General features: G+C 34.2%; 3 protein-coding genes. All 3 read right to left on the minus strand.

All coding sequences use genetic code 11. The features are described from left to right. Positions 1–253: 253 nt before the first annotated feature. The 3 genes from WFK35_RS21440 to WFK35_RS21450 all read right to left on the minus strand — a co-directional run bounded on the left by WFK35_RS21440 (position 254) and on the right by WFK35_RS21450 (position 3,240). A complete protein-coding gene (locus WFK35_RS21440; protein WP_336734565.1) occupies positions 254–736 on the minus strand; it encodes a DUF3997 domain-containing protein in 483 nt (160 codons plus the stop codon). Positions 737–756: 20 nt separating this feature from the next. Then, complete coding sequence (locus tag WFK35_RS21445; RefSeq protein WP_336734567.1) at positions 757–1,683, minus strand: tetratricopeptide repeat protein; 927 nt, start codon at positions 1,681–1,683, stop codon at positions 757–759. An 834-nt stretch (positions 1,684–2,517) separates the two neighbouring features. Next, positions 2,518–3,240 (minus strand): DUF6261 family protein, encoded by a 723-nt coding sequence (locus WFK35_RS21450; RefSeq protein WP_336734569.1) that lies wholly within the window; start codon positions 3,238–3,240, stop codon positions 2,518–2,520. Positions 3,241–3,539 lie beyond the last annotated feature (299 nt).

Here is a 3,539-nt window from a genome sequence, read left to right on the forward strand (position 1 = left end):
AAAAGATTTTTTTACTTATTAAAATTTTGTAAGCTAAACAAAGGCACTTCGTTTATTTAAAAATGACAAAAATGGTATTACTTTGCTCAGTTTTACGCCTTTGTATATCTTAAAAGCTGAATTCTTGATAATTGAATATCTTTGTTTAACATGGCGGTTAAGAAGACTTATCCCGAACTCAGGTTCATAAAAAACGAGTTGAGTACTTTAATTATTAAGCAAATTCATGATTAAAGTAAAAAATACTGTTGAACTAATATTCATAGACATCAATTAAACTAATGTTTTCGGGTATTTTTAAAGATTCCCGTTTTCTTTTGAAATCATTCTTCTTTAAATTTTTTAAGACATAATTTTCCTCAGTATTTAAAATCCAGTAATCTGTACTCTCTTTATCCGGAATCTCAAGAGTATCCATACTATCGTGTACATTCATCCTTTTCATGCCGTATCTTTCTGCAATAATGAATTCCTGATAAACATTCATTTTAATAACTTTTGCAGGAATGATCGCTGTTTCCGAATCCCATCCGTCATCCGGAGCTATAAATATTTCTTGCGACGAATTTCTGTAAAGCGTATAATTTCCTGTTAAGTCCTTTGTAAAATCCTGTACTCCCGGACCAAAAGCGAAAGGCAGTCCCAATGGAATTTTATTACTTCTTAAAAGACCAATCATTAGAAGAAAGAGAATAATTCCAATAAAAAATACAGTTACTTTCAGATATTTTCTCATGCAAAAACAGTATTTAAACTTTAAAAAATCTTCTTTCTGAATACAAAAACAATCACTCCCGAAAAGAGCAGATACGCGATTGCTATACAAAAACTAATCAGTTCGGTTCTTCGTATGGGTTTGGTCTGAAACTTAATTTCCTTAATTGCTTTCTTTTGTACATGATCGATTACCGGCGGTGTATACAAAGCCAGTCTTTCTTCCAAAACAGGCTTATTAAAACCGTACTCTTTTGCCATTTTATAAGTTTCTGCGGCTTCTTCTTTTTCCCGCATCAGGTAAGAAATATTCCCGAGATCAAATAAAAGCTGTGCTACGATTTTATCTTTCGGTTTTACAAAAGAAATCCTCTCATTAAGCTGATAATACAATTGCTTTCTTAAAACAAAAAGTTCCTCATTACCTTTTTCCGATTCAGGAAATTTTCCATTTCCGAAATCCATGCCGATTAAAAATCTGGAATTGATCAACTTTCCGCCTTTCATTTTGGCTTTCAGAATATTGATGTGAATCCATTCGGAACCGTAGTGAGAATTCGGGTTTATTTTTACTGCTTTTTCAATCCAGCGCAACGCTTCGGCATTATTACCGATCAGTTCATAAGCGGTACCGATATTGGAAGCGGTAGAATATCGGTTGGGTTCCGCTTTTTCAATCTTTTTGTAAAGTTCGATGGCTTCCTTATATTTTCCCTGAATAATCAGGATCAGTCCTTTATCTGAAAGATAATTCAGTTTTCCTGTTTCCCTGTAGCCCTTTTCCAGCGATAACAGCATTTTATTAAGCTCTTCGGTATTGGTAAAAGAATGACCATAAGGTATATATCCTTCATAGTCTTCATAGAGTATGGTTCCGTCTTCGAGATGCAGTGTTTCTCCGTTCAGGCATCCGAATGCGGGAACAGAAAATAAAACCCCGAACAGTACACTAAAAAAATATTTCCTCATATCCGATTTCTATGGTTACAGGTTTTAAAAAGTTTTTATCTGCAAAAGATACAAAACCTGCCGCATAAATTTAATTTTAATAATCAAATAAGTTCAATTATTCCAACCAAATATTTAAAAGATCACATGAGAAGAAAATCAAAGATTTTCATAAACTAATGTGTTCTGATCTAAAGCTTAAAATTATTTTAAATCTTATGCAACTTATTTGTTTAAAAAAAACTCTTACATTTAATCTACAGCGCTGTCATTTTGAGCGAAACAAAGTGAAGTTGAAAAATCTAAAAACAACTGCATCTTAATAGATTCTTCATTGCATAATGCTTTGCAAAATTTCATTCTGAAGGACAGGATTTTTAAATATAACACTTAAGTCACATAAGTTTAATTTAATGAATAATTAGAAGTTCACATAAGAAGAAAATCAAAGATTTTCATAAACTAATGTGTTCTGATATAAAGCTTAAATTATTTAAAATCTTATGTGACTTAAGTGTTTTAAAAACTTTTTAACCTGCAACACTGTCATTTTGAGCACAACAAAGTGGAGCCGAAAAATCTAAAACCACAACGTTTTAATAGATTCTTCACTACATAATGCTTCGCAAAATTCCATTCTGAATGGACAGAGAGATTTTACCACAAAAGGCACAAAAGATAATGACAAAGCTGATTTTTAGAATAATTAAAGTCCTTAAAAGGATAAAAATCAAAGATTTTTAAAAACTGTTGTGTTCTTTTATTCTTACGCTTGTTAACTTTAATAAAACATCAAAATCTTTTGTGGCTTTTGTGGTTAAAAAAGTACGTGCAGCAATCAACAAATCGTTGATTTTACGGCTGGTTTCCGGAAGTTCCCGTTTTTCCTTCGCTGCTGGTCTTTTGCAGGGAAGAATTTTTGGCAGCTTTTACCAGCTCATTGGTGTCGCTGTACAGAAGTTCCCAGCCGGAAACACCCTTCATCACGGTTAATAAACTGATGTAGGCTTTCAGGTTTTTCTCAAGGTCTTTTCGGATCGCGCTTGCGCTCGTCATTTGTCGGAGGTCTGCGTTGGCTTCTGCCTGATCGGCAAATAAGGTCTCAAAATCCTCATGTTTCGTTTTCATTTCTGTGAATGCAGCATTGATGGAAAGCAGTCCGATTTTCTGCATATTTTCAGGAATTTCCAGTTCTTCGATCAGCTTTTTCATCTGTGCGGTCTGCGAAGAATAGCTTAAACGGTCAAGATCCAGTCTGTACTTCTTTAATACGTTGTACAAATCTTCGGCAGCCTGATAATTGGGAGCAGAAGAAAGTTTGCGGTATCCGTTGAGAAAAGCTTTCAGATTGGTGTAAGCGACATCTCTTTCATGATCTGCCGTTGCCACATCCTTCCCTTTTCCGCTATAACTCTGCTTTGCATAGACTTTATCGTATTCTGTGTACGAATTCTGTAAAGCCAAAGTAAGTGGATGATTATCAACTATGGTATATTTCCCTGACTGTGCATTTGAGAGAATACGTTGAGATAAAGTAGCGAGATCTTTAGTACTCAGTTTTGTGAGTGCAATTTTCATTTTGTTTGCGTTTTTTTGATTAATAATTTAAAAAACCAAATATAAAAAAACTTCTTTGATTACAAACAACTCTGTTTTAAACCTCCGGAGAACTCCGAAACTTACAAACACTATTGTTTTAAACGACAGAAGTCCTCCGGAGGTTTCCCGCAACTTGCAGGAGAATTCCGGAGATGTACGGAATTCGCAAACAACTTTGTTTTTAATCTCCGGAGGACTCCGGAAGTTTCCTGCAGATTGTTGGAGAGGTTTGGCGGTTAGAGAAGATTAATAAGATTTTATGAATTATAAATTTCAGT

The organism is Chryseobacterium sp. VD8, assembly GCF_037149975.1.
Lineage (GTDB): Bacteria > Bacteroidota > Bacteroidia > Flavobacteriales > Weeksellaceae > Chryseobacterium > Chryseobacterium indicum.

Excerpts from the sequence above, each read along its gene's own strand:
- WFK35_RS21445 (WP_336734567.1), bottom strand. The coding sequence starts at position 1,683 with ATGAGGAAATATTTTTTTAGTGTACTGTTCGGGGTTTTATTTTCTGTT.
- WFK35_RS21450 (WP_336734569.1), bottom strand. The coding sequence starts at position 3,240 with ATGAAAATTGCACTCACAAAACTGAGTACTAAAGATCTCGCTACTTTA.
- WFK35_RS21440 (WP_336734565.1), bottom strand. The coding sequence starts at position 736 with ATGAGAAAATATCTGAAAGTAACTGTATTTTTTATTGGAATTATTCTC.